The following is a 25571-nucleotide window of genomic DNA, read 5'->3' on the forward strand; positions in this document are numbered from 1 at the left end:
CCTACCGCTTCCGGCCGAGGGTGGCCAGGGCGGCGCGCAGCACGCTGGACGTGGTGTGGCCGTCACCGTCGGCGAGGACCTTGTCCACGGCCTGCTCGGCCTGCTTGGCCGGGAAGCCGAGCCCGGCCAGCGCCTCGACGACCTCGGCGCGCAGGGCGCCGGGAGCGGTGACGGCGGGCGTCTCGCCGGCGCCGCCGAGCGCGGTGACCTTGTCCCGCAGTTCGAGGGTGAGCCGTTCGGCGCCCTTGCGGCCGATGCCCGGCACCGACGTGAGCACGGTGATGTTGCCTTCCACCAGCGCGGCCCGCAGCTTGTCCGGGTCCAGCACGGCGAGGGTGGCCAGCGCGAGCCGCGGCCCGATGCCGGACACCGTCTGCAGCAGGCCGAACAGCTCCCGCGCGTCGGCGTCGGCGAAGCCGAACAACGTCAGGGAGTCCTCGCGCACGACCAGCGCGGTGTGCAGCCGGGCCTCCTCGCCGCGGCGCAGCGTGGCGAGGGTGGCGGGGGTGGCCTGCACGGCGAAGCCGACCCCGCCGACCTCGACCACGACGTGGTCCAGGCCGACGATGAGGACTTCTCCGCGTACCGACGAGATCATCGTGCTGCTCCTGGGTTCTTTGCTTGTTTCGCCGCCGCGGCGAGGCGGGCCTTGTGCGTGCGGGCCATCTCGGCCGCGCGGGCTTCGGCCTCGGCGAGCCGGGCCCGCATCGGCTCCCGCCAGAGGTGGCAGATGGCGAGGGCGAGCGCGTCGGCGGCGTCGGCGGGCTTCGGCGCGACCTCGAGGTTGAGCAGGCGCATCACCATGGCGGTGACCTGCGCCTTGTCCGCCCGCCCCGACCCGCTGACGGCGGCCTTGACCTCGCTCGGCGTGTGGAACACGACGGGTAGTCCACGGCGCGCGGCGGCCAGCGCGACCACGCCACCGGCCTGCGCGGTGCCCATCGCGGTCCGGACGTTGTGCTGGGCGAAGACCCGCTCGACCGCCACCGCGGCCGGCTTGTACTTGTCCATCCACCGCTCGACCTCGTCGGAGATGCCGAGCAGCCGGTGCGCCAGATCGGCGTCCGCCGGCGTCCGCACGACATCGACGGCGACGCAGCGGACGGCCCGGCCCTTGCCGCCGTCGACCACCCCCAGGCCGCACCTGGTCAGACCGGGGTCGACCCCGAGCACCCGCACCCGCATTCCTTCCCGCCGCGAACACCAGTTCGAGGTTGCAGGCTACTGGGCGCGCCTGCGGCAGGATGGGTGACATGCCGCAGCCCTCGGATTTCGTCACCCACCTGGGACTCCAGCCGTTGCCCGTCGAAGGCGGGCGGTGGGCGCAGAGCTGGCGGTCGGACACCGGCTCGGCGATCTACTACCTGCTCGTCGCGCCGGAGCGTTCGGCACCGCACCGGCTGGACCGCGTGGAGGTCTGGGTGCACCACGCGGGGGCGCCCGCGCGGATGCTGCTGCTGCACCCGGACGGCTCGGTCGAGCGGCCGATACTCGGCACCGACGTCGCCGCCGGGGAACATCCTCAGGTCGTGGTGCCCGCCGGGACCTGGCAGGCGACCGTCACGACGGGCGCGTGGAGCCTGCTGGGGACCGTCGTCGTACCGCCGTACACGGACGACTGCGTCGAGTTCGCTCCGGCCGCGGAACTCGCCCGGGAGTACCCGGAAGCGGCCGCCGACCTGCGGAACTTCTAGGGGCCGTCGACGCCGGGGGTCCAGCTCTCCGGGCGGCCGCTGTCGGTGAGCACCACCTGCCACTCGGCGAAGCCCTCGGGGGCGTCCGGGTGCCACGGGAACTTGCCTTCCGGCGTCGCGACGATCAGCTGCAGCGCCGGGAAGTCGCCGTCCGGGTAGATGAGGAAGGCCGTGCCGAAGTACTGGGGGTAGTGCCCCTTGTTGACGCGCTCCAGGACGACGGGGACGCCGTCGAAGAAGTTGTCGTAGCGCTTGCCGACCTCGAAGATCTCGCCGTTGGCCGCGCGGTCGACGTAGGCGTCGAGCAGCACCTGGCCCATGTTGCCGGGCAGCCCGACCACGACGGCCTCCGGCACGTTGTGCAGCGCCCACGCGCACGCGGTGAAGGAGTAGCCGGCGCCTTCGTCGTCCGCGGCGACGTTGATGACGGCGTTGCCGCGTTCCTTGGCCTGCCCCTCGATCCATTCGATCAGGCGCAGTTCGTCCGCGGACAGCTCGGCAGTGATGTCGGCGGTGATGTCGGCGGCAGCGGCGGGGGTCGTCGAGGTCACGGCGCACATTCTGCCTGACGAGCCCGCCGGAGCCCAGTGCCCGGGCCGGAAAGTTTCCGGCCCGGGCGGAGAACCCTTGCGGGACAAGGAAAACTCAGCCGACTTCGGCGAGCACCTCGTCGGAGACATCGAAGTTCGCGAACACGTTCTGGACGTCGTCGCAGTCTTCGAGGGCGTCGATCAGTTTGAAGACCTTCTTCGCGCCGTCCGCGTCGAGCGGGACGCTCACCGACGGCAGGAACGTCAGGTCGGCCGACTCGTATTCGAAGCCGGCGTCCTGCAGGGCCTTGCGGACCGGCACCAGGTCGGTCGCCTCGGACACGATTTCGAAGCTCTCGCCGAGGTCGTTGACCTCTTCGGCACCCGCGTCGAGCACCGCCATGAGGACGTCGTCCTCGGCCGCGTCCCCCTTGGGCATGAGGACCACGCCCTTGCGGTTGAACAGGTAGGCCACCGAGCCCGGGTCGGCGAGCGAGCCGCCGTTGCGGGTCAGCGCGGTGCGGACCTCCGACGCCGCGCGGTTGCGGTTGTCGGTGAGGCACTCGATCAGGACGGCGACGCCGTTCGGGCCGTAACCTTCGTAGGTGATGGTCTGCCAGTCGGCGCCACCGGCCTCTTCACCGGCGCCGCGCTTGCGGGCGCGCTCGATGTTGTCCTGCGGGACCGAGTTCTTCTTCGCCTTCTGGATGGCGTCGTAGAGCGTGGGGTTGCCATCCGGGTCGCCACCACCGGTGCCCGTGCGGGCGGCCACCTCGATGTTCTTGATCAACCGCGCGAAGAGCTTGCCGCGCTTCGCGTCGAGGTTGGCCTTCTTGTGCTTCGTGGTGGCCCACTTGGAGTGGCCGCTCATCTCTCCTCCATCTGTTCCGTACCCCGGCCGGGCACCGCGTCTCAGGCAGCCTTTCGCACGAGGTCGACGAACAGCCGGTGCACCCGCACGTCGGGCGTCAGTTCCGGGTGGAACGCGGTCGCCAGCACCGCCCCCTGCCGGACCGCGACGATCCTAGCGGTCTCCTCGTCCACGCCGGGCACGCCGCTGACCGTGGCCAGCACGTCGACGCCGTCACCGGCCTTCTCGACCCATGGGGCCCGGATGAACACGGCGTGGACCTCGCCGTCCACGCCGGCGAAGTCCAGGTCGGCCTCGAAGGAGTCGACCTGCCTGCCGAAGGCGTTGCGCCGGACGACGACGTCGAGCCCGCCGAGCTGCTGCTGGTCCGGCCGCCCGTCGAGGGTCTGCCGCGCCAGCAGGATCATCCCGGCGCACGAGCCGAACGCGGGCAGCCCCTCGGCGATCCGCGCCCGCAGCGGCTCGAGCAGCTCGAAGCTCTCCAGCAGCCGCGACATCGCGGTCGACTCGCCACCGGGCAGCACCAGACCGTCCACTTCGGACAACTCGGCGGCGCGGCGCACGGGCTTGGCCCGCGCCCCCGCTTCGGCCAGCATCGCGACGTGCTCGCGCACGGCGCCTTGCATGGCGAGCACACCGATCACCGGCTCCGACGACAACCCGACCTCCCGAAAGACCTTCCCACCAGCCTAGACGCCCGCACTCCACGGCTTCCCGGCAGGTCAGCGCCCCGGCCACACCGCCGCGAATGACTCATTCGCGGCACCGGAGGTCGCGAATGAGTCATTCGCGACCTCCGGTCCGCCCCCCTCGCCGCCGCGCGCCCCCGGTCAGGGCACCCCGGCGAGCCTGAGCAGCGCCGCCGTCGCCGCGGCCGCGACCACCACCAGCACGAACGGGGCCTTCCGCCACGCCAGCACCCCGCCGACTAGCACCCCGGCCGGCCGGGCGAAGCCCGCGAAGCCGTGCCCCTCCGTCAGCGCGCTGACCGCGACCAGCGCCGCCAGCAGCACCACCGCCGCCAGCGCCATCAGCCGTTCCGCCCGAGGCGACAATTTCACCCGGCTGCGCAGCACCGGGCCGGCGAACCGGAACGCGAACGTCCCCAGCGCCAGCACCGCCGTGCCGACCAGCAGCTCCACCCCGTCCATCAGGACACCTCCTGCAGTTCGGGCTCCTTCGCCGCGACGCCGACGACGACGCCCGCCAGCGCGAGCAGCACCGGCAGCCCGGCGGGCAGGAACGGCGTCGCGGCCAGCGCCACGACCACCCCGGTCAGCACCGGCAGCCGCGCCGCCTGGTCGCGCAGCGACGGGAGCACCAGGGCCAGCAGCACCGCCGGGAACGCCGCGTCGAGGCCGAACACGTCGGTGTCGCTGATCGCCGTCCCGGCGAACGCGCCGGCGGCCACGCCGAGGTTCCAGCAGGCGAACAGGCCGATCCCGCAGGCCCAGTACGCCGCGCGGCGGCGGTGCGCCTCGCGCTGGGCCAGGGCGAACGCGACCGATTCGTCGATCATCAGGTGGCTGCCGGCCAGCCGGGCCGCCCACCGCTCGCCCAGGACGTCGCCGACCGCGAAGCCGAACGGCAGGTGCCGCGCGTTGGCCAGCAGCCCGGCGAGCACGGCCGCGAACGGGTTGCCGCCGGCGGCCACGATGCCGACGAACATGAACTGCGACGCCCCGGCGAAGACCAGCAGCGACATCAGCATCGGCAGCCACAGCGGAAAGCCCGAGCTCACCGCGATGGCGCCGTAGGAGACCCCCACGAGACAATCGGCGAGACAGACCAGGCCGATGTCCCGGGCGAGATCCCGATCGAGTGTTCGCCAGATCGAACGCATGTGTTCTACAGTGAACGACACACCCCATGTTCGTCAAGGCGAACAAACAGACCGATGGAGCGAACGGATGGCGCAGGAAGCCGGCGGAGCGCCGCTGGAGATCATCGCGGCGTCGCTGCGCCGCGAACGGACCCGCGCGGGGCTGTCCCTGACCGAGGTGGCGCGCCGGGCCGGCCTGGCCAAGTCGACGCTGTCGCAGCTGGAGTCCGGCACCGGCAACCCCAGCGTCGAAACGCTGTGGGCGCTCGGCGTCGCCCTCGACGTCCCGTTCTCCCGGCTGGTGGAGCCGGAGCGGCCGAAGGTCCGCGTGGTCCGCGCCGGCAAGGGCCCGACGGTGTTCGCCGAGCACGCCGACTACGCGTGCACGCTGCTGTCGGCCTGTCCCACCGGCGCCCGGCGGGACATCTACGTGGTCCGCGGCGAGCCGGGCACGCCGCGGCGCTCCGACCCGCACATGACCGGGGTGGTCGAGCACATCGTGCTCTGCGCGGGCCGGGCTCGCGTCGGCGTGACGGACGCCCCGGAGGAACTGCACCCGGGTGACTACATCTCCTACCCCGGCGACGTCCCCCACATCTTCGAAGCCCTCGAGCCGGGTACCTACGGCGTCGAGATCTCCGAGTACGTCTGAGACACCGGCGGTTCCGCCTCCAGGCAGGCCCGCCGGTTCCGGATCCGGGACTCCTCCGTCTCGATCCGCAGCCGCGCCTCGCGCATCGGATCGCACGAGGAGCAGTGAGCCAGTTCCGCCTCGTACAGCGTCCCGTCCGTCGGGAGGGTCACCTGCCGGGGGTCCGTGGCCTCCTCGAACGGCCGCGGCAGAACGTCGCCGAGCCGCTCCATGGCGCGCTCGAGTTCCGCCGCCCTGTCCTCGATGGACCGCCAGGGCGTGTCGCCGATGCGCCACTCGATCGCCTCGACCCTGCTCGACGCGGAATACACCTCCAGGACCCGCCGCACGTGGTAAGTGATCGCGTAGCACGGGTTTTCGTTGCGGAGGGTCCGCCGCGTCGTGGTCTGGCCGTCGGCTTCGTCGAAGGTGGAGACCACGACCGACCGTTCCGCCTCGGTGGACTGCGCGGCGGTGATGGCGTGCCGGGTGAACTGGGAACTCGCCGTCCGCACCGACGCACCGCTGGCCACGGTCGTCTCGGTGGCGACCCCGAATTCGCCGCGCACCTGGGGAGCGCCGAAGAAGCCGGCGAGCCCGCCGCCCGCGGAGACCGACGTGTCGGCCCGCGTGCGGATGTCCACCAGGCTGTCCGTGTACGCCGACGCCGACGAGAACCTGCTGGTCTCGGACAGCGCGCTCATCGTCTGCCGGAACGACGAATGCACCGACAGCCGCTGTTCCGCGGCCCGCACCCGGCGGTAGCGGTCGAATTCCGAAACCTCCACCGACTCACCGGGCAGCAGGGTCACCGTGTACAGCAGCGGACCCTGCTGCCTGCCGACGAGGCTGAGCGCGTGCTGGTAGGTGATCCTGATCTCCAGCCGGCCCTGGTCGAACCGGTCGAGAACGAATACCCGGCCTTCGTAGAAGTACTGGGCCCGGTCGTAGGGCAGCCAGGGAACCGGCGCCGGACCGCCGCATTCACCCGGGACCGGCTCCTCACACCCGCCGCCACAGCCCGAACAATCGCCGCACCCGTTCCGCTTCTCCCCCGCGGCGGGGTGTTTCTTCTCTTCCGCGGCCATTCTTTCCTCCTCCGTTCCCGGCACCGTCCGTGCCGTCGTCGAACGGGGGGCGGAAACCGCGGCCGTGATACGCGGTGGAACCGCTAAACCGTCGTCCAGTCCGTGAGCACGATGTGTCCCGATCGGATGCGCACGCGCAGCCGGAACCGTCCCGCCGGCTTGGGCCGGACGACGAACCAGCCGACCTCGTCGACCGGCACGGTCAGGACGGTCCCTTCGCGGGTTTCGACGTCGAGCTCGCCCGGCTGCGCGGGCACGACCTGCCCGTGCAGATCACCGGAGCCGACCTCGAGCTCGATCGTGAAGTCGCGGCCGGAGAAGGTGAGCGCACGCAACGGGGCCGCGTCGGCGCGCACCCCCGCCGGCCGCGCGGCGGCGGAGTCGTGGGACAGGGTGGCGAGCTCCGCGTCGAGATCGCGCCACGAGAACGCGGCTTTGCCCGCCTCGACGAACCCGGCGGGCACCTCCTGCGCGGACCGAAGCGCCTCGCCCAGCTCGGCGAGCAGCTCTTCCTGGCTGCTCCAGTGGTCCGCCATGGCCATCACGCTTCCTCGCGATCGACGAACGACGCCAGTGCCCGGCTGCCGCGGAGCGCGGCGATGCACCGCGAGCGGGACGGGCCGATCCCCCCGATCGGCATGCCGAGTCTCCCCGAAATCTCGGCGTAGGGCAGCCGCGGATCGCTGAACAGGAGGGTCAGGAGCTCCCGGCAGCGGGACGGCAGCTCGGCGAACGCCTGGCGCAGCGCGATGAACCGCTCCTGCTTCAGCAGCTCGGCATCGGCGTCCGGAGCCGCCTCGTCGACGAGCCGGCCGTCGTCGGGCATGGGCTGCGTCCGCTGCTGCTCCCGCAGGAACCGCAGGCATTCCCGGCGGGTGACGGTCGCCACCCAGCCCGGCAGCGCGGCCGGCTCACGCAGCGACGGCAGGCCTTCGACGAGCCTGAGCCACACGCCCGCGCCGACGTCGTCGCAGTCGGCCGGGGACAGCCGGTACCGCCGGCAGACCGACCACACCAGCGGCGCGTACCGCTCGACGAGCTGGTCCCAGGCCCGGCTGTCGCCGTCCCGGGCGCGCTTGACCAGTGCGATCACGGCAGGATCGTCCCGCATGGCACCACCTCGGGTCGGAAGGGCCGGTCAGTGCTTGCCGCACGCGAGATCGTGGGCGATCTTGCCGGTGACGGCGGCCGCGGCGAACGACGTCCCGCTCCACCGCGCGAAACCCTCGAAGTTCTGCTCCGACGCGTCGGACAGCCGCACCGGCTTGTCGAGGTAGTAGCCGTTGACCCGCAGGCCCTCGGCTTCGGTGTCGACCCAGTCCCGCTTCATGCTGAAGTCCGCGCCGATCGCCCCGACGGCGAGGACGCCGTTCATCGCCGCGGGCCAGATCTGCCACGGCGGCCGGGCGCGGTGGCCGAGGTTGCCCGCGGCGGCCACGATCACCAGCTTCTCGTTGGCCGCGGTGAGCACGTCGATGGCCCGGCGGAGGGCCATCGGGGGTTCCCCGTCGGCGGTCACCGTGCCGAAGGACAGGTTCAGGACCTGGATCCGTTCGTCCCGGAACGCGGCGATCTTCCGCGCGGTCTCCCAGGACGTGCCGTCGCCGGTCCGGTCGCTCAGCGCGGCCTTGACGATGATGTGCGCCTCCGGCGCGGCCTGCCAGATCCGCCCGGCGACGAACGTGGCGTGCCCGGCCCACACCGAATAGATGCCCTTCCGGTCGGGCGCCGCCTCCACGTCGGGCTCGGTCTCGATCCGGTCTTTCGGGAAATCGGGGTGCCAGTACATCGGCGTGTCCACGACGCCGACGCGAACCGGGTTCTCCGCCGCGACCTCGTACGTGTTACCGGGCGGGTCGATCCGGTCACCGAAGTCGGGATCACCGACCCCCTTGTGCTGGGGGTAGCCGATCAGCGTGTCCCGGTTCTTCCCGATCGCCGGCACGGCCCCGAGTTCACTCGCGAACTGATTGCGCACCTCGTACAGCAGCACGTCGAGATCGGTGAACTGGCGGCCGCCGCGGCGCTCGAGCGCGGAAATCTCCTGCCAATACTTCGCGCGGATCTTCGTCGCGAACTCCGCGATTCCGGCCAGGTCCGTTATCAACGACAACTGCAGCACGTCGTCGGTCTCCGGTTCCGTTGCTCCCGCCCAGACCCCGAGGTTCTTCAGTTTGTTTCCCACGACGTCGACGTATCGGGAGTCGACAATCAGTTCGGTCCGCACGGTCATGATCTGCCTTCCGTTCGTACTCGGCCCTTGCTCGACGGAGGCGTCCCTCACCCGTTTGATTCCAGCATCGGAAAAATAGTTCCGGATACCGCCAACACGGTTCATGCTTCAGGCATGAAACCGACCGCGGCCCTGGATCAGGCACTCGAGGCGTTGCGCCGTGCCGACGTCGACGCCGGTCGCGCGGTGCCGGTCGCGGAACGGGCCAGACTCCGGGCCGACGCCGAACGCGACGACGCCGCGGCCTCGATCGCCGAGCGGGCGTGGGGCCGCGCATTGCTGCAATGCGGGAACGTCGACAGCGCGATCAATCACCTGCGAAATTCCGTAGAATTCGCGGAGAAATCCGGCTCACCCACCCTCGCCGGCGAAACGCGAATCCCGCTCGCGGCGGCGTTGCTCCAGCACGGAAAACCCGACGAGGCGCTGCGGAACATCGACGACGCCGTCGCTTCGCTCACCGGGGCCGGGCACGCGCGGGCGCGCGCCCAGCGCGCCGACATCCTGCACCAGATCGGCAGGCTGACCGAGGCCCACACCGAGTACGAGTCCGCCATTTCGCTGCTGCGCGACGGCGGTGACCTCCTGAACCTGCAACGCGCGCTGGTCAACCGCGGCATCCTGCACACCGAACGGTACGTCTTCCCCGCCGCCGAGGCCGACCTCGAGGAGGCCCGCGAGCTGGCCGGGCGGCTCGGCCGGAAACTGGCCACGGCGATCATCGACGAGAACCTCGGCTTCCTCGAGACCGTGCGTGGCGACGTTCCCGCCGCGCTCGCCCGGCTCGGCCGGGCCGAGCTGGCGATCGGCGAACTAGGCGGCCAGCTCGGCCCGGTGTTCTCCGACCAGGCCGAACTGCTGCTTTCGGTGGGCGCGCGGGGCGAGGCCGCCGAGGCCGCCGAGCGAGCCGTGCTCGCGTTCGAACGGGATCAGCGGCACCTGCTCGTGCCGGCCGCGCGGCTGCTGCTCGCCCAGGCCGCGGTGCTCGGCCGCGACTGGGCGACCGCGCTGGACCAGGCGCGCCGGGCCCACCGGGAATTCGTCGGCCAGCAGCGCGTGGAATGGGCGGCGCTGGCCCAGCTGGGCGTGCTGCGGGCCCAGCTGGCGCTGGGGTGCGACACGCCGGTCTCCGGCGAGGACGCCGAGACCATGGTGGCCACCCTGCGCTCGGCGGGCTGGCCCGCCGCGGCCCTCGAAGCCCACCTCGCCGCCGCGCGGCTGGCCGGCTCCCGCGCCGAAGCCAAGCGGAGCCGGTTCCACCTCCACCGCGCCGGTGCGCTGGCCCGGCGCGGGCCGGCCGCGCTCCGCGCGCGCGGCTGGTACGCCCGCGCCCTGCTGGCCTGGGAAGACGGGAACCCGCAGGCCACGGACCGGGCGGTGCGGGCCGGGCTGCGCATCCTCGACGAGCACGCCGCCTCGCTCGGGGCGACCGACCTGCGGGCCCATTCCGCCGCGCACCGCAGCGAGCTGAGCGAACTCGGGCTGCGGCTCGCCCTCCGCTCCGGCGAGCCGGCACGGGTCTTCGAGTGGGCCGAACGCGGCCGGGCCGGCAGGCTCGCCCACCGGCCGGTCCGCCCGCCCGACGACCCGGAGCTCGCCGCCCTGCTCACCGAACTGCGCGCGACGGTGCGGGAGATCGACCAGCCCGGGCGCACGGCGCCGGAACTGCGGCACCGGCAGTCCCTGCTCGAACGCCGGATCCGGGACCGGACGCGGCTCTACCCGGGCGCGCCCGGACCGTCGCCTGCCACCCCGGTCAAACCCGCCGACCTCGACCTCGGCGATCGCGCGCTCATCGAGTTCGCGCAGGCGGACGGCGCCCTGCACGCCCTCAGCCTGGTCGGCGGACGGCTGCGGCTGCGGGCGCTGGACACCGGCCACGACGTCGCCGAGCTGGCAACCCGCCTGGCGTTCGCCCTCCGGCGCCTCGCGCACCGCACCGGCAGCGCGCAGTCGCGGGCCGCCGCGCTGATGTTGCTGCAGCGGACCGCGGAGGTGCTGGACCGGACCCTTTTCGGCCGCCTGCCGGAGATCGGTGACCGGCCGCTCGTCCTGGTCCCGACCGGTCCGCTGCACAGCGTGCCGTGGTCGGTGCTGCCGTCGTGCTCGGGGCGCCCGGTCACGGTGTCGCCGTCGGCCACGCTGTGGCACGCCGCCGCCGAACGCCGCGACGCGGTCCTCGGCACGGTCGCGGTCGCCGCCGGGCCCGGCCTGGCCGGAGCCCGCGACGAAGCACAGGCCGTGGCGGCGTTGCACGGCGTCACCCCGCTCGTGGGCGAAGCCGCCACCGTCGAGGCCGTGCTGAAAGCCGTGGGCACGGCCGACACCGTGCACCTGGCCGCGCACGGCAGGCTCGCCGTGGACCAGCCGCTGTTCTCCGACCTGCGGCTGCACGACGGCCCGCTCGTCGTGCACGACCTGGAACGGCTGGACCGGGTGCCGCGGACCGTCGTGCTCGCCTCCTGCGACAGTGGCCGGTCGGTGGTGTGCACCGGCGATGAGCTCCTCGGTCTCAGCGCCACGTTCATGGGGTCGGGCACGGTCCACCTCATCGCGTCCGTGGTTCCCGTGCCCGACGCGGAAACCCGGCCGCTGATGGTCGAATTCCACCGGGCGCTCGCGCACGGCGCCGCACCGGCGGCCGCGCTCGCGGACGCCCAGAAGTCGTTGCGCGGCAACGGACTGGAAGCGCTCGTCGCCGCCGCGGGATTCGGCTGTTTCGGGGCCGGCCATTGAAACCGCTCTTGTAACGTTCTTTTCCCGGCCACGACTCAGGAGTACGAGACGACCCGGAACCGCGGTTCGCGTGATTTTCTGTCGAAGTGGAATCTGATGGGTGTGGTCGAGGTACGCATTCACCCGGCGATCGGTATCGCGCGGGTGGGGAACAGCCCGGACGGTTGTTTCATCGGCCCCGAACGGCGCTGGGACCGTTCGGCACCGGCGGACGGGTCCTACAAGGACGGTTCGGGCCGGATCAAGCGCCAGGTCGCGCGGTTCCGGTTGTTCGCCTACGACGAACGGGGCGTCGCCACGGAACTGGTCGAAGGACCCGGCGTCGAGATCACCTGGACCGTCCACCTCGTCAACGCGAAAGCGGCCGCCCGGCTGTTCCGGCCCGATTCGACGCGGAACGCGACCTATTCCGGCGACGCCCTCCGTGACCTGGTGATCGATCCCGGGCCGCGCACCGTCGACCGGCGCCACCGGCGCGCCGAGTTCGACACCGGCGAATTCGTCCTCAGGGGATGCCGGCCCCAACGGGTTCCGCTGGGGGAAATCCGGCTGGACGACGCCGGGCGGCTGCTGGTTTTCGGCGGGGCCGGCGCCGCCGGGTCCCCCGCCGGCACACCGCTGTCCGCCCAGGACGACAGCGACGACTGGTACGACGACATCGCCGACGGCCCGGTCGAAGCGACCGTTCGCGTCGACGGCACGGACCACCCGGTGGCAGCGTCGTGGGTGATCACCGCACCCCCGAAGTTCGCACCACCGGTCGGCAACGTGATCCGGCTCTGGGACGCGATGTTCGACGCGCTCGCGACGCAGCGGCAGAAATCCGCGGCGCCGTCCTATGTGGACGACATCTACCCCATCCTGCAGGCCGCCATCGACTCCGGCGCCGTCGCCGCGGTCGCCCGGCCACACCACCGCCGCTTCCGTCACCCCGTGCCACCCTCGCAGCAGATCCTCGGGCTCGTCGAGCGACCCGGCGGAAGGTGGCACATGCCGCGGCTCGCGTCCGGCCGGGGCGGAGCGCTGGACCTGCCGCTGACCCCGACCCAGAAACAGAGGGTGCGGGACTGGGTGACGGCCGCGAAGCCGGACATGTCCTGGAACGCGGCGTGGGTGGACGGACCACCGGCGGCCGGCGCGGTCACCCCCGGCGGAATGGACAGGGCCGCACTGGAAAACTGCGTCGGCGGGGCGCTCTCCCCCGGCATCGAGGCCGGCGAGTTCCTCCTCGACCCCGCGAGGTACGGGCCGATCAAGACGATCGACGGGCAGCCGTCGTTCCGGCTCGACCACCACCAGGTCGAACCCGGTCAGGTGACCGCGGGCATGTCCCTGCCGTGGCAAGCCGACTTCCACGCGTGCAACCCGCTCTGGTGGCCGGCGCCCCGGCCCGGCCAGGTCGTGCTGGCCGGCTCCCCGCCCGGCGCCGCGCCGGTTCAGTGGAACCGGGGGTACAGCAGACCCGTGTTCGTGGCAGGCGGCTGGACCACGATGGGGTTCGTCACGCGGCAGGCCGAAGGACTCGTCGAAACCGACAGCGACCCGCTGAACCAGTGAGGCACCTCGACGTCGCGGTGATCGGCGGCGGTCCGGCCGGCTCGGCGACCGCGCTGCTGCTGGCGCGTCTGGGCGCCGACGTCGGGTTGTACCTCGCGGCCCCGGGTTACGAACGGCCGCGCCTGGGCGAGTCCCTGCCACCCGCCGTGAACCCCGTGCTGCACGAGCTCGGTGTCGGAGCCGAGTTCGCCGCGCTCGGCGCGCTGCCGTCGTACGGGACGTCCGGCGCCTGGGGCACCGACGAGGTGTCGTCACAGTCGTTCCTGTTCAGTCCACACGGCACCGGCTGGCACGTCGACCGGGCGCGCTTCGACGAGATGCTCGTGACCGCCGCGGCACGGGCGGGCGCGACGGTGTTTCCGGCGCGGGTCCGGCGAGTGCGCCGGATCGCGGGCGGCTTCACCGTCGACGCGGCGATCCCCGCCTCTGCGGACGCGGTGGTGGACGCCACCGGCCGGGCCGCCCGGATCTCCCGCGGGCTCCACGCCCGGCCGGCCCGGCACGACCGGCTGGTCTGCGCGGCCCGGGTGGTCCCTCGCCGCGGCGACGAGCCGTTCTGCGACACCTTCGTGGAAGCCGTGGCGGAGGGCTGGTGGTATTCGGCGCCCCTGCCGGACGGGCACCGGATCGTCGCCTGCTTCACCGACGCACCCATCGCGGCCCGGGCCGGGCTGGCGACGCCGGCCGGCTGGCGCGCGGCGGTGGTGGCCACCACCCACGTCCGGCAGTTCGTATGCGGCCGGGAAGAGAGCCCCGTCCGGCTCGTCACCGCCGCCGGCCATCGGCTGTGCCCCTGTGCCGGACCTGGCTGGCTGGCGGTCGGGGACGCCGCCTTCGCGACGGATCCGCTTTCCTCCGGCGGGGTGACTTCCGCGCTGCGAACGGCGATCGCCGCGGCGGCCGCCCTGGCTGACGGCGACCGGGCGGGCTACTCCGCGCTAATCGACGCCATGGCAGCCGACTACTTCGCCCGTTATTCGGAAATCTACGGCTGGGAACGCCGGTTCCCCACGTCGGCGTTCTGGCGGTCACGCCGGCCCGTCTGGCCTTCGCACGCACGTAACACGCCACTGTCCAACTGCGACTTACGATGATCCGGCGCCGGGGAGGAAACATGGCGAAACGACTGGTGATCTGCTGCGACGGCACCTGGGACAAACTCGGCCGGCCGAATCCCACGAACGTGGCGAAGGTCAAGAACGCCGTCGCCGAAACGGACTCCGCCGGTATTCGCCAGATCGCCTTCCACGGCGACGGCGTCGGCACCGGGCCGGGCCTGTGGGACCACCTCACCGGTGGCGCGTTCGGGGCGGGACTGTCGGCCAAGGTGCGGGACGCCTACGGTTTCGTCGTCGACAACTTCGAACCCGGCGACGAGCTCTTCTTCTTCGGTTTCAGCCGCGGCGCGTACACCGCACGCAGTACCGTGGGTTTCATCCGGAACTGCGGTGTCCTGCGCCGGGAGAACGCGGGCCTCGTCAAGGAGGCCTACCGGCTTTACCGGGACCGGGACACCTCGGCCACCGGCCCCAACAGCCCGAAGGCCAAGGAATTCCGCGAGAAGTACGCCCACGAAGACCGGACGCCCATCCGGTTCATCGGGGTCTGGGACACCGTCGGCGCACTGGGCATTCCCCTCAGCGGCGGCCGGCTGCTCAACCTGCTGAACCGGCGCTGGCAGTTCCACGACACGCAGCTGTCCTCGATCGTGCAGTCGGCCTTCCAGGCCCTGGCCGTGGACGAGCACCGCACGTCGTTCAAACCGGCGGTCTGGGATCCGTCGGAAGGCCAGGAGCGCGCACAGGTCTGGTTCGCCGGAGACCACTCCGACGTCGGCGGCGGGCATCCGGTGTCCGATCTCTCGGACCTCGCCCTGCGCTGGATGACCGACCGGGCGCACCACTGCGGCCTCGACTTCAAGCCCGGCGCCTTCACCGGCTTGCACCCCGGCAAGCCACTCGGCGAACTGCACGAATCGCCCACCGCGTTCTTCCGCTTGTTCGGCTCGGTGGTCCGCGGCATCGGCACGGTGGACCCGCAGACCGAGTTCGCCGCCTCCACCGCGGTGGACCGCCACACGCACATGAAGCCGCCGTACGCACCCGACAACCTCGTCACCTATCTCGCAGCGCACCACACCATGACAGTGTGAAACCCGGCTGCGGGCCGAACACGGGAGAGGCCCCGTGGACGGACGTCCACCGGGCCTCTCAACCGGCGGAAAGCTTCACCAGCCGCGCTCGGCGAGCCGGTGCGGTTCCGGGACCTCTTCGACGTTGATGCCGACCATGGCCTCGCCCAGGCCGCGCGAGACCTTCGCCAGCACGTCCGGGTCGTCGTGGAACGTCGTCGCCTTGACGATCGCGGCCGCGCGCTGGGCCGGGTTGCCCGACTTGAAGATGCCCGAGCCGACGAACACGCCTTCCGCGCCGAGCTGCATCATCATCGCCGCGTCGGCCGGGGTCGCGATGCCGCCCGCGGTGAACAGCACCACCGGCAGCTTGCCCGCCTCGGCCACCTCCTTGACCAGCTCGTACGGCGCCTGCAGCTCCTTCGCCGCGACGAACAGCTCGTCCTCGGGCAGCGACTGCAGCCGCCGGATCTCGCCGCGGATCTTCCGCATGTGGGTGGTGGCGTTGGAGACGTCGCCGGTGCCCGCCTCGCCCTTGGAGCGGATCATCGCCGCGCCCTCGGTGATCCGGCGCAGCGCCTCGCCGAGGTTGGTCGCGCCGCAGACGAAGGGCACGGTGAACGCCCACTTGTCGATGTGGTTGGCGTAGTCGGCCGGGGTGAGCACCTCGGACTCGTCGATGTAGTCGACGCCGAGGGACTGCAGGACCTGCGCCTCGACGAAGTGGCCGATGCGGGCCTTCGCCATCACCGGGATCGAGACGGCCTCGATGATGCCGTCGATCAGGTCGGGGTCGCTCATCCGCGCCACGCCGCCCTGGGCGCGGATGTCCGCGGGCACGCGCTCCAGCGCCATCACCGCGACGGCACCGGCGTCCTCGGCGATCTTGGCCTGCTCGGCGGTGACCACGTCCATGATCACGCCGCCCTTGAGCATCTCGGCCATGCCGCGCTTCACCTTGGCGGTGCCGGTGACGGACTGGACGGTGCCGCTGGTGGGAGTGGTCTGCTGCTCGGACACGACGGGGCCTTTCGAGACGAGAGGGGGTTACGTCTTCCGAGCGTAAGTCGGCGGTGGACCCTTCAGGCAGGCCAGTACGCGGGTATCTCAGCAGTCCACTTCGCCGGTGCCCGCGACCAGGGCTTCCGCGAGCGGAGTCCGCGTGTAGAGCACGTGACGTCCGGCACGGTGCCCGCTGACCAGGGCCGCGGCCTTGAGGACGCCGAGGTGCTGCGACACCGCCCCGGCGCTCAGCCCGGTCCGCCGGGCCAGCTCCGCGGTGGACGCCGGCGCGGCCAGTTCGGCCAGCAGCATGGCCCGGCCGCGGCCCACGACGGCGGCCAGGGCGCCGGGCGCGGCGGCCGTGCCGGTCTCCCACAGCGTGGCGATCCCGCGCGGCGGGTAACGCAGCACCGGCTGCCAGCGCATGTCGGTCTTGGAGAAGACCCGCGGCCAGACGAACGCCGACGGCACGAGCACGAGACCGCGCCCGTCCAGCGGCACCGCGGCGCGCAGGTGCCGGTGCGCCACCGTCAGCGTGCCGCCCTGCCAGCGGACCAGCGGCGTGAGGTCGTTGAACAGCTCGGCGGCCCCGCCGTGGGCCAGCAGCCGGGACCGGTGCAGCACGTCGGCCTCGAGCAGCGCGCGGATCCGCGGCCAGTCGGGGGCGAGCACGAGGTCCCAGTACCGCTCCATCAGCGTCGCGAGCCGCTCGAGGCCCGCCTCCGGGTCGCGGCGGAAGCGGCTCAGCGCGGGCGACCGCGGCCCGGCCATCGCGTCCAGCTCGCGCCGGACGACGCGGGCCGGCACGTCACGCAGGTCGGCGAGCTCGTCGGCCAGCTCGGGCAGGGGCGTCGACGGCGTCCCGGCCAGGAAGCCGGGCAGGTGCCGCAGCGGGACGAGGTCGCGCAGGAGGCCGATGTCGAGGCCGGCTTCGTCGAGCGCCGCGGTGGCGCGCTTGACCCACGGCAGGTGCAGGGCGTGCGAGCCCGGGGAGTTCAGGACGCGGACGCTCGCCACGATCTCCCACGCGGGAGAGAACGCGAACCGGGTGTGTGCCAGGTCCTCGGTGGAAAAAGCCAGGTCGAGCACGCGCTGCCTCTCTGCCTCGGGTCCGGCGCAGTCTAGGTCTATCCCATGTGGACAGTCGAGCCGGGTGAGGAAAGCCCTTGCGGGAACGCGAAAATTCCTCGTGGGTCGTACTTCCGCGCGACGGCGCGCAGCCGCGCCACGTTCACGCCGTAGTACGCCCGCGCCCAGTCCGGCATCTCCGGGTCGAGGTAGTTGACGTAACCCGTCGTGCCGAACTCCGGCCCCAGCCCGTCCCGGACCACGGCGAGCGCGCACCGGGCCTCGGCCTCGCCGCCGTCCGCCGGCGTCGCGCCGTGCAGGAACTGGAAGCTGGCCGGCGCCTTCCGGTGCGGGAACGCCGTTTCACGCACGCCGACGCGGGCGATCGCGCCGCCGGCGGAGTCGACGAGCGTGCCGACGCCCGGAGCGCCGAGCAGGACCTCGACGACCGCGGCGGGGTCGTCGGCGGGCCGCGTCAGCATGCGGGAGGTCCCGACGTACGCCGCTCTCGCCGCCACCGCCCCGGGCCGGGATTCCGGGTCGTCGAACGACCGCATGGCGGCCAGGTGGTCGAGCACCCGGCCGTCCCGCTCGGTGGGCGGGGTGCCGACGCGGCGGACCAGGTCGTCGACCAGCTCGTTCATCCGGGTTTCCGTGCCCAGGAAGCTACCGCCGGCGTTCGAAGTGGTGGCGTCGAGGTTCAGGCCGGACCACAGCTCGTCCGGCATCGACGGCTGCCACTCCTGCCAGGCGGCGAGCAGCGCCGCCTGGGTGCCCGCCGGGAATTCCAGCTTGAAGGTGGCCACGTCCGCGATCGGCACGGTCCGGAACGTGAAGCCGGTGACGATCCCGAAGTTCCCGCCGCCCCCGCCCCGCAGCGCCCAGAACAGGTCCGGCTCGGCCGTCTTCGACACCGTGCGCGGGCGGGCGTCGGCGGTCACGATCCGCGCCGCCTCCAGGTGGTCGCAGGTCAGCCCGTACTTGCGGTCGAGCACGCCGACGCCGCCGCCGAGGGTCAGCCCGGCGATGCCGACGGTGTCGCAGCTGCCCGCCGGCAGCACGCGCCCGGCCGCGGCGAGCGTCGTCGCGATCGGCCCGAGCCGGGCCCCGGCGCCGATCACCGCGCGGCCGTCCGGGCGTACTTCGATCCCCGAGAACCGGCTCAGGTCCACCACGATCCCGCCGTCCACAGTGGAGTAACCGGGGTAGCTGTGCCCGCCGCCGCGCGCGGCGACGGGCAGCCCGTGCCGGGCCGCGAAGGCGACCGCCGCCTGGACGTCTTCGACGCGCGCCGCACCGACGACCGCGGCCGGCACCCGGTCGTCGTACATCGTGAAGAACGCCTGCTTGGCCTCCGGGTAGCCGGGGTCGCCGGGCCGGAACAGCGGCCCGGAAAGCCGCCGCCGCAGCCGCGCCCAGTCGTCCGGTGGTGGCCACCCCGCCAGGCCCGCCACCGGGACCGCCCCGGACATCCGCAGGAACGTCCGCCTGTCCACCGCCACCCTCCCCCTGCCGCACTCCCCGGGCCCCGCCGCTCCCAGGGCATATGGCTGGTCCGGGGAGCCCTGCCTTGCCGTGACCAGGGTAGCGGGTGTGTGATCGAGGACACATCCCGTACACCAGCCGTTCGCCGAGGAGTCGTCATGGCAGACAAACAAGCCAAGAACGCCGACACCGGGGCCGCCGTCGCTGTGGACGACCCCGCCAAGGTCCGCAACGTCGTGCTCGTCGGCCCGGCGGGTTCCGGGAAGACCACCCTGGCGGAGGCCCTGCTCGCCGCGTCCGGCACGGTGCCGCGCGCGGGGTCGGTGGTCGACGGGACGACGGTCTGCGACCACGACCCGGCGGCGGTCCGCCAGCAGCGTTCGGTGGGCCTTTCGGTCGCGCCCGTGCTGCACCAGGGCCACAAGATCAACCTGATCGACACGCCCGGGTACGCCGACTTCGTCGGGGAGCTGCGGGCGGGGCTGCGCGCGGCCGACGCCGCGCTGTTCGTCGTGAGCGCCTCCGAAGGCGTCGACGCGGCGACGGTCGCGGTGTGGGAGGAGTGTGCCGCGGTCGGGATGCCGCGCGCGGTCGTCGTCTCCCGGCTCGACCACCACCGGGCCGACGCGATGGCCGAGATCGCCGCCTGCCAGTCCGCGTTCGGCGCCGGGGTGCTGCCGCTGTACCTGCCCGCGGGCGACGGCCTGGTCGGGCTGATCACCCAGCGGTACTTCGACTACTCCGGCGGCCACCCGCCGAAGGTGGGCGAGCCCGATCCGGCGGACCTGGAGCGGATGGCCGAGGCCCGCAACGAGCTGATCGAAGGGATCATCGCCGAGAGCGAGGACGAGTCCCTGATGGACCGCTACCTCGCCGGCGAGGAGATCGCCGAGGAAACCCTGATCGCCGACCTCGAAACCGCCGTCGCGCGCGGCTCCTTCCACCCCGTCATCCCGGTGTGCTCGACCAGCGGGATCGGCCTGGCCGAGGTGCTCGACGGGATCGTCCGCGCGTTCCCGTCCCCGCTGGAGCACCGGCCACCCGACGTCACCACGCCGGACGGCGGCGAGCACGCCGCGATCAGCGCCGACCCCGCCGGCCCCCTCGCCGCGGAGGTCGTCCGGACGGCCGTCGACTCCTACGTCGGCCGGGTGTCACTCGTCCGGGTGTTCTCCGGGACCCTGCGCCCCGAACGGCCGGTGCACGTGTCCGGGCACGGCCTCGCCGAACGCGGCCACGAGGACCACGACGCCGACGAGCGCGTCGCGCACCTCTACTCGCCGCTCGGCGCGAACCTGCGGGAGGTGCCCTACTGCGTCGCGGGCGACCTCTGCGCGCTGACGAAGGTGGGCTCGGCGGAAACCGGCGACACCGTCTCCTCCCCCGACGACCCGCTGCTGATGGAGCCGTGGGCGATGCCGGAACCGCTGCTGCCGGTGGCGGTGGTCGCGAAGACCCGCAGCGACGAGGACACCCTGGCCCGCAACCTCTCCCGCCTGGTCGCGGGCGACCCGACGCTGCGGCTGGACCGCAACGCCGAGACCGGCCAGCTGGTGCTCTGGTGCATGGGCGAAGCGCACGCCGACGTCGTGCTGTCCCGGCTGCGGGCCGGCGGCGCGGACGTCGACACCGAACCGGTGAAGATCAGCCTGCGCTCGACGTTCAGCAAGCCGGCCAAGGGCCACGGCCGGCACGTCAAGCAGTCCGGCGGGCACGGCCAGTTCGCCGTCTGCGACATCGAGGTCGAGCCGCTGCCGCGCGGGGCCGGGTTCGAGTTCGTGGACAAGGTGGTCGGCGGCGCGGTGCCGCACCAGTTCATCCCGAGCGTCGAGAAAGGCGTGCGGGCCCAGCTGGCGCGCGGCCTCGCCGATGGCCACCCGGTGGTCGACGTCAAGGTGACCCTGGTCGACGGCAAGGCGCACAGCGTGGACTCGTCGGACGCGGCGTTCCAGACCGCCGGCGCGCTGGCCCTGCGGGAGGCGGCGGCGAACGGCCACATCACGATGCTGGAACCCCTGGAGGAGGTGGCGATCCGGCTGCCGGACGAGCACCTCGGCACGGTGCTCGGCGACCTGTCGTCCCGGCGGGGCCGGGTCCTGGGCACCGAGGCCGGCGAAGGCGGGCGGACGGTGATCAGGGCGGAGGTCCCGGCGACCGAGCTGGTCCGCTACCTCATCGACCTCCGGTCGATGACCTCGGGCACGGCGACGTTCACCCGCCGCCACGCGAGGTTCGAACCGATGCCGGAAGGACTGGCGGTCCACTAGCCGAACCGAAACGGTCGGCTCGCGTACCTGGACAGTCGGCTCGGTGAACCGACCGCCTGAGTACGCGAACCGACCGTCCGGGTACGTCGGCCGGCCCTCTGGGTACGCGAGCCGACTGTCTGGGTACGTGTCGTCCGGCTACGAGCCGAAGTCGAAGCCGCCGGGGCGGCCGTTGCGGTCGGCCAGGAGGCCCGCGAGGGTGGCCAGCGCGATCTCCGGCGGGGTTCGCGACCCGATGTTCAAGCCGACCGGGCGGTGCACGCGCGCGATCTCCTCGTCCGGCACGCCCAGCCCGCGCAGCGCGGCCACGTGCGGGCCCTCGTGACGCGGGTTGCCGAGCACGCCGACCCAGCGCGGCCTCCCCTCGATCGCGGCCTTCAGCACCGCGCCCAGCTCCGGCCGGTGGTGGTCGGTGACGACGACGTCCGCCGAGCCGTCCAGCGGCGGCAGCGTCGTGTCCGCCTCGAAGCCGTCCGGCACGTCGGTGGCGCGCGCCGCGTCGGGTTCGTACAGCGCGACGTGGTAGCCGAGGTCGCGCGCGAAGCGGAGCAGGAAGCGGGACACCGGCGACGCGAACACCGCCACCAGCGTCCGCACGCCCGGGTCGGCCGGGGCCGTGCCGTGGGCGACGTCGCAGGTCTCACTCATGCCGCCCAGTCTGTCACTGCTCGAGCGTCAGATCGCCTCCCCGACCGTCAGCCGGAAATGGAACTTCGACGTCCGGCCTTCGACGATCACCAGGTAGCCGCCCGGGATCCGCATCGCCGTCCGCGACTTCGGCGACCACGGGTAGACCGGCTGGTACTCCCGGGCCAGCCGCAGTGCTTCGGCTTCGGCGCTCTCTTGGTCTTCGAAGCGGAACGTCTCCGACAGCGACCAGCTCCTGCCGTCGCCCGCGCCACGCTGTTCTTCGATGACCACCCACCAGTTCGAGCTCATGCTCTTTCGACGCGAGCGGCCCTCGAAACGTTTCAGTCCCCGGGCGGGGTCACGGTCTCCCCGAGCGTCACGCGGAAGTGGAACGTCGAGGTCCGGCCGGTCGCGATGACGAGGTAGCCGTCGCCGACCCGCAGCACCTTCCGCTCCTTCACCGACGACGGGTGCACCGGCTCGTGCGAGAACGCGAGCCGCCGCGCCACCTCGTCCGCGTGCTCGCGGTCCGCCCCCGCCGGCTTCGTCTTGGTGACGTTCCAGCTGCGTGCCTCACCGCCGCCGCGCTGCTCTTCGACGACCACCCACCACATGTCAGACCTCCGGCTCCGCGAACTCGAAGTACTCCGGCAACGGCGCGGTCCCCGCCAGGCGGAAGTACCGCACCTTGCGCCGCCGCCGCAGCCGCAGCGTGTCGCGGACGGCGTCGTTGTGGACGCGCCGGGCGATCACCACCCGGTGCTCGGCGTCGGTCAGCTCCTCGGCCAGCTCGGCGGGCAGCCTCGCCCGGTCGACGCGGCTCAGCTGCAAGGTCAGCTCGTTCTCGGCGGCTTCGCGGTCGGGCCGGGGCGCCGCTTCGGCCCGCTCGGCCGACGTCCGCAGCGCGGTGTCGCCCAGTACCAAGGCGATCGCCCGTGCGACGACGGCCCGGCGCGCCAGCGCCGCGTCGAGGGCGGCCCAGCCGGCGTCCGTCCGGACGTGCAGCCGGTCGAGCCGGTTCGCCGTCGCCACCAGGAACAACCCGCCCAGCAGGACGACCAGCGCGAGCAGCGGGAGCAGCCAGCCGAGCACGTTCACCGGGCGAGCTCCCGCTCCGGCGCCGCCACCCGGCGCGGGTCGGCGGCGACGGCCGTCTCGTAGACGCGCAGCACCTGCGTGGCCACCACCGACCAGTCGTACATCGTGACGCGCTCCCCCGCGGCCGCGGCCAGCGACGCCCGGCGCGCCGGGTCGCCGAGCAGCTCGCGCAGCCCGTCCGCGAGCGCCGCCGGGTCACCGGTCTCGACCAGCAGCCCGGAGCGGCCGTCGTCGAGCACCCGCCGGAACGAGTCGAGCCCGCTGGCCAGCACCGGGGTCCCGGCCGCCATCGCCTCGGTGAGGATCATCCCGAAGCTCTCGCCGCCGGTGTTGGGCGCGCAGTAGACGTCGACGCTGCGCAGCGCCTGGGCTTTCACGTGGTCGTCGACCTGGCCCAGCAGTTCCAGGTGCGGGGCCAGCTCGGGCCCGGCGTCGCGGCGCAGCTGGTCGGCGTCGCCCCGGCCGACGACGACCAGCCGCAGGTCCTCGAACTCCGGCAGGATCCGCCGCAGTGCTTCCAGCAGCACGCCCATGCCCTTGCGCGGCTCCCCGAACCGGCCGACGAACCCGACCGTGCCCCCGGCCCGCGGATAGCCCGGCAACGGCGTCGCGGAGGCGAAGAACCCGACGTCGACGCCGTTGGGGATCTCCACGGCGTCGCCGCCCGCGTGCTCGACCTGGACCCGCCGGGCCAGCGCCGACACCGCGATCCGCGCCGTGATCTTCTCCAGCAGCGGCCGCAGCACCGGCTGGAACGCCGACAGCGTGCGCGAGCGCGTCGTCGCCGTGTGGAACGTCGCCACGATCGGGCCGTCCGCGATGAGCAGCGCGAGCAGCGAAAGGCTCGGCGCGGCCGGCTCGTGCAGGTGCAGGACGTCGAAGTCGCCTTCGCGGATCCAGCGCCGCACGCGGGCGTAGGACACCGGGCCGAACTGCAGCCGCGCGACCGAGCCGTTGTAGGGGATGCCGAGGGCCTTGCCCGCCGGGTGGACGAACTCCGGCAGGTCGGCGTCCTCGTCGGCGGGCGCCAGCACGGACACCTCGTGCCCGCGGGCGAGCAGCGCCTTCGTCAGGTCGATCACGTGCCCCTGGACCCCGCCGGGCACGTCGAAGGAGTAGGGGCACACGATCCCGACCCGCATCGGCCGCGTGGCCACGCTCAGCTCGCTTCTTCGAGGCTGACCTGCTCGCCCGCCTCGAGGTCGGCCGGCCAGAACTTCTGCACCATGTGCCAGTCGGCCGGGTGCGCGGCGATGTCGCCGGCGAAGATGTCCGCCAGTGCCTGGGTCGCGGCCGGGACCTCGGCCCGCGCGGTGACGCGGATGCGCGGGTGCAGGCGGATCTGCCAGCCGTCCTCGGTGAACCAGCAGCCGGCCGGGATCAGCGCCGCGCCGGTCGTGGCGGCCAGCCGCGCCGGGCCGCCGGGGAAGCGGGCTTTCTCGCCGAAGAACTTCACCGGGACGCCGCTGGTGGTGAGGTCGCGGTCGCCGACCAGGCAGACGGCCTTATTCTCGCGCAGCCGTTTCAGCAGCACGCGCATCGCCGAACTGTCACCCGTCAGGGGGACGATCTCGAAGCCGAGCGACTCGCGGTACTCGACGAACCGGCGGTAGAGCGACTCGGGCTTCAGCCGCTCGGCGACCGTCGTGAAGCCGCCGAGGTAGTCGGCCAGCCACACGCCGGCGACGTCCCAGTTCCCGCTGTGCGGCAGCGCCATCACCGCGCCGTTGCCCTCGGCGAGCGCCGCGTCCAGGTTCTCCACGCCGGTGATCGAGGCCGCGACCTTGGCGCTGACCTCCTTGTGGTCCATCGACGGCAGCCGGAACGTCTCGTGCCAGTACCGGGCGTAGGAGCGCATCGCCCGCCGCGTCAGCTCGTCCAGCTCGACCGGGTCGGCCTGCGGTACCACGCGGGCGAGGTTCGCGCGCAGCTGCCGCACGCCCCCGCCGTCCCGGCGGACGGCCAGGTCCGCGCCGAGCGAGAAGACCGTGCCGCCGAACCCGGCGGGCAGCCAGCCGGCGAGCTTCCACCCGGCCGCGTAGCCGAAGGCGCTCAACCGCTCGCTCAGCCTGCTCATGCCGGTTGCTCCCCGGCGGCGGCCTCGCGGGCCGCCTTCGCCACGGCGGCCGTGCGCTGCAGCAGCGTGATCACCGAGCCCGCGGCGAGCAGCCAGAGCGTCACGTCCACGGTGTACGGGAGGCCGAAGCCGTGCAGGCCGGTGCCGACCAGCGCGATGATCAGCCGCTCGGCCCGCTCGACGAGCCCGCCGTCGACCGGCAGGCCGGAGGCGTCCGCGCGGGCCTTCACGTAGGAGATGACCTGGGCGAGCACCAGGCACAGCAGGGCCGCAGCGGCCGCCGGGCGGTTGTCGTCGACGACGAAGCACCACCAGGCGATGGCGGCGAACAGGGCCCCGTCCACCAGCCTGTCGCAGGTCGCGTCGAGCACCGCGCCGAACGGCGTGCCGTAGCCGCGGGCCCGGGCCATGGCGCCGTCGAGGATGTCGAGCATGGCGAAGCCCCACACCGTGAAGGTGCCCCACAGCAAGTGGTCGGTCGGGAAGAAGAGCAGGGCGCAGACGACCGCGCCGGTGGTGCCGAACACGGTCATGACGTTCGGGGTCAGCCCGGCGCGGACCAGCGCCTGGCCGATCGGATCGGTGACGCGGGAGACGGAGGCACGCGCGAAGATATTGAGCATCGGTTCGTCGAGGCACCTGGCTACGAGG

Annotated in this window: 28 protein-coding genes; 7 read left to right on the plus strand and 21 right to left on the minus strand. The window is 72.7% G+C overall.

The genetic code is table 11. From position 1 onward, the window contains the following. Position 1: 1 nt before the first annotated feature. Together ruvA and ruvC are read right to left on the minus strand one after the other, a co-directional pair. Positions 2-598 carry a Holliday junction branch migration protein RuvA gene (ruvA, locus tag AB0G28_RS28020; RefSeq protein WP_361095180.1) on the minus strand — a complete coding sequence of 199 codons (597 nt, stop codon included), beginning with the start codon at positions 596-598 and terminating at the stop codon, positions 2-4. Next, a complete protein-coding gene (gene ruvC / locus AB0G28_RS28025) occupies positions 595-1179 on the minus strand; it encodes a crossover junction endodeoxyribonuclease RuvC (RefSeq protein ID WP_072478481.1) in 585 nt (194 codons plus the stop codon). The genes ruvA and ruvC overlap by 4 nt, the downstream gene beginning before the upstream one ends. Before the next feature lie 74 nt (positions 1180-1253). On the opposite strand from ruvC, the gene AB0G28_RS28030 reads away from it, so the two are divergent. After that, entirely contained in the window at positions 1254-1694 is a 441-nt protein-coding gene (locus AB0G28_RS28030; protein ID WP_361095184.1) for a cupin domain-containing protein, read from the plus strand. Here AB0G28_RS28030 and AB0G28_RS28035 read toward each other — a convergent pair. The 5 genes from AB0G28_RS28035 to AB0G28_RS28055 form a co-directional block, all read right to left on the minus strand. Beyond that, a complete protein-coding gene (locus AB0G28_RS28035) occupies positions 1691-2254 on the minus strand; it encodes a DUF4262 domain-containing protein (RefSeq protein ID WP_361095187.1) in 564 nt (187 codons plus the stop codon). The two genes, AB0G28_RS28030 and AB0G28_RS28035, sit on opposite strands and share 4 nt — an antisense overlap. A gap of 85 nt (positions 2255-2339) precedes the next feature. Continuing rightward, a complete protein-coding gene (locus AB0G28_RS28040) occupies positions 2340-3095 on the minus strand; it encodes a YebC/PmpR family DNA-binding transcriptional regulator (protein ID WP_206789762.1) in 756 nt (251 codons plus the stop codon). 41 nt (positions 3096-3136) lie between these two features. Continuing rightward, positions 3137-3754 carry a pyridoxal 5'-phosphate synthase glutaminase subunit PdxT gene (pdxT, locus tag AB0G28_RS28045; protein WP_361095190.1) on the minus strand — a complete coding sequence of 206 codons (618 nt, stop codon included), beginning with the start codon at positions 3752-3754 and terminating at the stop codon, positions 3137-3139. Positions 3755-3925: 171 nt separating this feature from the next. After that, positions 3926-4246, minus strand: a complete 321-nt coding sequence (locus AB0G28_RS28050) for an AzlD domain-containing protein (RefSeq protein ID WP_361095193.1) — start codon at positions 4244-4246, stop codon at positions 3926-3928. Beyond that, on the minus strand, positions 4246-4938 hold the full coding sequence (locus AB0G28_RS28055) for an AzlC family ABC transporter permease (RefSeq protein WP_361095196.1): 693 nt from the start codon (positions 4936-4938) through the stop codon (positions 4246-4248). The genes AB0G28_RS28050 and AB0G28_RS28055 overlap by 1 nt, the downstream gene beginning before the upstream one ends. 67 nt (positions 4939-5005) lie before the next feature. Here AB0G28_RS28055 and AB0G28_RS28060 point away from each other — a divergent pair, with 67 nt between their 5' ends. Next, on the plus strand, positions 5006-5569 hold the full coding sequence (locus tag AB0G28_RS28060; protein WP_361095198.1) for an XRE family transcriptional regulator: 564 nt from the start codon (positions 5006-5008) through the stop codon (positions 5567-5569). Here AB0G28_RS28060 and AB0G28_RS28065 read toward each other — a convergent pair. The 4 genes from AB0G28_RS28065 to AB0G28_RS28080 all read right to left on the minus strand — a co-directional run bounded on the left by AB0G28_RS28065 (position 5539) and on the right by AB0G28_RS28080 (position 8821). Beyond that, the gene (locus AB0G28_RS28065; RefSeq protein ID WP_361095201.1) at positions 5539-6636 is read right to left on the minus strand and encodes a hypothetical protein; all 1098 of its coding nucleotides are present in this window, start codon (positions 6634-6636) and stop codon (positions 5539-5541) included. The genes AB0G28_RS28060 and AB0G28_RS28065 overlap by 31 nt on opposite strands. Positions 6637-6719: 83 nt before the next feature. Next, positions 6720-7178, minus strand: a complete 459-nt coding sequence (locus AB0G28_RS28070) for a hypothetical protein (RefSeq protein ID WP_361095204.1) — start codon at positions 7176-7178, stop codon at positions 6720-6722. Continuing rightward, positions 7178-7747, minus strand: a complete 570-nt coding sequence (locus AB0G28_RS28075) for a sigma-70 family RNA polymerase sigma factor (protein WP_361095207.1) — start codon at positions 7745-7747, stop codon at positions 7178-7180. Before AB0G28_RS28075 ends, AB0G28_RS28070 begins: the two co-directional genes overlap by 1 nt. A 27-nt stretch (positions 7748-7774) precedes the next feature. After that, on the minus strand, positions 7775-8821 hold the full coding sequence (locus tag AB0G28_RS28080; protein ID WP_361095210.1) for a S8/S53 family peptidase: 1047 nt from the start codon (positions 8819-8821) through the stop codon (positions 7775-7777). A gap of 162 nt (positions 8822-8983) precedes the next feature. On the opposite strand from AB0G28_RS28080, the gene AB0G28_RS28085 reads away from it, so the two are divergent. The 4 genes from AB0G28_RS28085 to AB0G28_RS28100 all read left to right on the plus strand — a co-directional run bounded on the left by AB0G28_RS28085 (position 8984) and on the right by AB0G28_RS28100 (position 15314). Beyond that, positions 8984-11605: a CHAT domain-containing protein gene (locus tag AB0G28_RS28085; protein WP_361095213.1), complete on the plus strand. Its 2622-nt coding sequence runs from the start codon at positions 8984-8986 to the stop codon at positions 11603-11605. 96 nt (positions 11606-11701) lie between these two features. Next, entirely contained in the window at positions 11702-13162 is a 1461-nt protein-coding gene (locus tag AB0G28_RS28090) for a LodA/GoxA family CTQ-dependent oxidase (protein WP_361095217.1), read from the plus strand. Then, complete coding sequence (locus AB0G28_RS28095) at positions 13159-14256, plus strand: tryptophan 7-halogenase (protein WP_361095220.1); 1098 nt, start codon at positions 13159-13161, stop codon at positions 14254-14256. The genes AB0G28_RS28090 and AB0G28_RS28095 overlap by 4 nt, the downstream gene beginning before the upstream one ends. A gap of 20 nt (positions 14257-14276) precedes the next feature. Beyond that, complete coding sequence (locus AB0G28_RS28100) at positions 14277-15314, plus strand: DUF2235 domain-containing protein (protein ID WP_361095223.1); 1038 nt, start codon at positions 14277-14279, stop codon at positions 15312-15314. Positions 15315-15389: 75 nt separating this feature from the next. Here the strand turns inward: AB0G28_RS28100 and pdxS are convergent, their stop codons facing one another. From pdxS to AB0G28_RS28115, 3 genes are all read right to left on the minus strand, one after another. Next, positions 15390-16313 carry a pyridoxal 5'-phosphate synthase lyase subunit PdxS gene (gene pdxS / locus AB0G28_RS28105; RefSeq protein WP_361095226.1) on the minus strand — a complete coding sequence of 308 codons (924 nt, stop codon included), beginning with the start codon at positions 16311-16313 and terminating at the stop codon, positions 15390-15392. Between the two features lie 87 nt (positions 16314-16400). After that, positions 16401-17384: a DUF5937 family protein gene (locus AB0G28_RS28110; RefSeq protein WP_361095229.1), complete on the minus strand. Its 984-nt coding sequence runs from the start codon at positions 17382-17384 to the stop codon at positions 16401-16403. A 38-nt stretch (positions 17385-17422) separates the two neighbouring features. After that, positions 17423-18859, minus strand: a complete 1437-nt coding sequence (locus AB0G28_RS28115) for an FAD-binding oxidoreductase (RefSeq protein WP_361095232.1) — start codon at positions 18857-18859, stop codon at positions 17423-17425. A gap of 147 nt (positions 18860-19006) precedes the next feature. Here AB0G28_RS28115 and AB0G28_RS28120 point away from each other — a divergent pair, with 147 nt between their 5' ends. After that, positions 19007-21115: an elongation factor G-like protein EF-G2 gene (locus AB0G28_RS28120; protein WP_361095235.1), complete on the plus strand. Its 2109-nt coding sequence runs from the start codon at positions 19007-19009 to the stop codon at positions 21113-21115. Positions 21116-21253: 138 nt separating this feature from the next. On the opposite strand, the gene AB0G28_RS28125 is transcribed toward AB0G28_RS28120, so the two are convergent. The 7 genes from AB0G28_RS28125 to pgsA are packed head-to-tail and all read right to left on the minus strand — an operon-like array spanning position 21254 to position 25543. Next, positions 21254-21763, minus strand: a complete 510-nt coding sequence (locus AB0G28_RS28125; RefSeq protein ID WP_361095242.1) for an XdhC family protein — start codon at positions 21761-21763, stop codon at positions 21254-21256. A 27-nt stretch (positions 21764-21790) separates the two neighbouring features. Further along, positions 21791-22054 carry a hypothetical protein gene (locus AB0G28_RS28130; protein WP_361095245.1) on the minus strand — a complete coding sequence of 88 codons (264 nt, stop codon included), beginning with the start codon at positions 22052-22054 and terminating at the stop codon, positions 21791-21793. A gap of 32 nt (positions 22055-22086) precedes the next feature. Further along, on the minus strand, positions 22087-22359 hold the full coding sequence (locus AB0G28_RS28135) for a hypothetical protein (protein WP_361095248.1): 273 nt from the start codon (positions 22357-22359) through the stop codon (positions 22087-22089). Position 22360: 1 nt separating this feature from the next. Beyond that, entirely contained in the window at positions 22361-22843 is a 483-nt protein-coding gene (locus AB0G28_RS28140; protein WP_361095251.1) for an NUDIX hydrolase, read from the minus strand. Further along, positions 22840-23985, minus strand: coding sequence for a glycosyltransferase family 4 protein (locus AB0G28_RS28145; RefSeq protein WP_361095329.1), 1146 nt, complete (start codon positions 23983-23985; stop codon positions 22840-22842). The genes AB0G28_RS28140 and AB0G28_RS28145 overlap by 4 nt, the downstream gene beginning before the upstream one ends. Before the next feature lie 17 nt (positions 23986-24002). Beyond that, the gene (locus tag AB0G28_RS28150) at positions 24003-24920 is read right to left on the minus strand and encodes a phosphatidylinositol mannoside acyltransferase (protein ID WP_361095253.1); all 918 of its coding nucleotides are present in this window, start codon (positions 24918-24920) and stop codon (positions 24003-24005) included. Further along, positions 24917-25543, minus strand: coding sequence for a phosphatidylinositol phosphate synthase (gene pgsA, locus AB0G28_RS28155; RefSeq protein ID WP_361095256.1), 627 nt, complete (start codon positions 25541-25543; stop codon positions 24917-24919). Before pgsA ends, AB0G28_RS28150 begins: the two co-directional genes overlap by 4 nt. Positions 25544-25571 lie beyond the last annotated feature (28 nt).

Source organism: Amycolatopsis sp. NPDC021455 (assembly GCF_040640995.1).
GTDB lineage: Bacteria > Actinomycetota > Actinomycetes > Mycobacteriales > Pseudonocardiaceae > Amycolatopsis.